This window comes from Chitinophaga sp. CF418 (assembly GCF_900142925.1).
Classification (GTDB): Bacteria; Bacteroidota; Bacteroidia; order Chitinophagales; family Chitinophagaceae; genus Chitinophaga.
This window is the reverse complement of the sequence record NZ_FRCN01000026.1, coordinates 1-1,604: the sequence shown is the minus strand read 5'-3', so window position 1 is coordinate 1,604 and position 1,604 is coordinate 1. Positions and strand designations below refer to the sequence as shown.

The window sequence follows — 1,604 nt, the reverse complement described above, 5'->3', positions numbered from 1 at the left end:
CAGCTAATCATCCAGTCAGAACAGTCAACGATATTTTGGATAAAGTTGATATCACAAAGTTAATCCAACAATATAAGCCAGGGGGAACCAGTAGCTATCACCCACGTATGTTGTTAAAGGTCCTGGTCTATTCCTACATTAATAATATATATAGCAGTCGTAAAATAGAGGAGGTTGTTAATCAACACATACATTATATGTGGTTAAGTGGCATGAGTACGCCTGATCATAATACGATCAACCGCTTTAGGGGTAAGCGTCTCCAGAAGACTTTACAGCCAATTTTCACCCAGGTAGTGTTATTACTATGTGAGGAAGGGCTGCTCAGTCTTAAAGAACTTTATACAGATGGCACTAAGATAGAAGCCAATGCCAATCGATATAGTTTTGTGTGGGGGAACGCCATTAAAAAGAATCGGGAGAAAATAAAGCATCAGCTAAACGAATTATGGCAGTATGCTCAATCGGTCGCGGCAGCAGAAATGGATGATACAGACCCTTCAGGTTTTGATAAAATAGATAAAGAGAAAGTGAATGCCACTATCGATAAAATAAACGAAGCATTGAAGGATAAGCCAGTCAGTAAGGAGGTGAAACAGAAGCTAAACTACGGGAGGAAACATTGGCCGGCTGCGCTAGACAGATATGAGCAACAAGAGGCCATTATCGGCATTCAGCGAAGCAGCTGCAGCAAGACAGATCCCGATGCTACATTCATGCGTATGAAGGAAGATCATATGAAAAATGGTCAATTAAAGCCTGCTTATAATTTACAGATAAGTACTAATAGCCAATACATTGCACACTATAGTATCCACCAAAACACTACTGATACCAATACGCTGATAGACCATCTGAGCGGATATATAAAACAAACGAAAATCAAACCCAATAATGTAACGGCAGATGCAGGTTACGGCAGTGAACAGAACTACGAATGGCTAGCAAGCAAAAAAATTACAGCCTATGTAAAGCATCAAAATTTTGATAGGGATCAACACAAACGCACAAGAAATAAAAATCCGTACAGGGCTGATAAACTGGCATATAATGAAGCAAAAGATCATTACATATGCCCCTCCGGGAAAAGAATGAAGAACATTGGTTCTTATAGATCCACAACATCAACAGGTTTTGAACAAATACTTACACGCTACCAAGCCAGCAAATGCAAAGGTTGCCCATTAAAAGAACAATGTCATCAAGGAAAAGGCAACCGGGTCATAACAATTAACCATCATCTAAATTATCTGCGAACTAAGGCCGATAAGCGCCTAAAGACCAGCCGAGGAATCGCTAAACGTAAACAGCGTTGTTATGATGTTGAACCTGTGTTTGGTAATATCAAGCACAATCATCACTTTAAACGTTTTATGCTACGAGGCATTGAAAAAGTGACAATTGAGGCTGGATTATTGGCTCTGGCTCACAATTTAAGAAAGAAAACTGCATGAGAAAGAGCTGAAAGAGCCCAAAAACTTGTTCCCACCTCCCTAGGCCCTTCATATATTTTTACTGAATAAAATTAAGGCTCTGCATATATGCCCATGTGTATAGCGCTATACAAAAGAAAAAACCGCCTCAATTATTATTGAGACGGCTTC

1 protein-coding gene is annotated in these 1,604 nt (G+C 39.6%); it reads left to right on the top strand.

Going from position 1 to position 1,604, the window contains the following annotated elements; translation table 11 throughout:
• Window positions 1-1,454: IS1182 family transposase (locus F3I09_RS33920; protein ID WP_149699495.1), on the top strand; the 1,454-nt coding region annotated here is incomplete at its 5' end.
• Between the last annotated feature and the right edge of the window lie 150 nt (window positions 1,455-1,604).